1 pseudogene is annotated in these 245 nt (G+C 49.0%); it reads left to right on the forward strand.

Annotation, left to right across the window (positions count from 1 at the left end):
• Positions 1 to 104: 104 nt before the first annotated feature.
• Positions 105 to 245 (forward strand): annotated as a pseudogene (locus tag SB786_RS37295) (alpha,alpha-trehalose-phosphate synthase); the annotation flags it as partial.

Consider the following 245-nt stretch of genomic DNA (forward strand, 5'->3'; position numbering starts at 1 on the left):
CGTTAAAGAAGTCGAGACCGAAAACACTAAAGACTCACTGCTCTACTATAAGCGGGAATATGCCGTTATTCCGGATATAACTACTGCGCTATAAGGATATAACTATGTCAAAACTTGTGGTGATTTCAAACAGAACTGCAGACCCTGATGAATCCCGCTCCGGGGGGCTGGCTGTCGCTCTCTGGAGCACGCTGAAACAGTCAGGTGGTACGTGGATCGGCTGGGATGGCCGTGTGTGTTCACAT

The organism is Burkholderia sp. SIMBA_062 (genome assembly GCF_046534765.1).
Taxonomy (GTDB): Bacteria; Pseudomonadota; Gammaproteobacteria; order Burkholderiales; family Burkholderiaceae; genus Burkholderia; species Burkholderia ambifaria.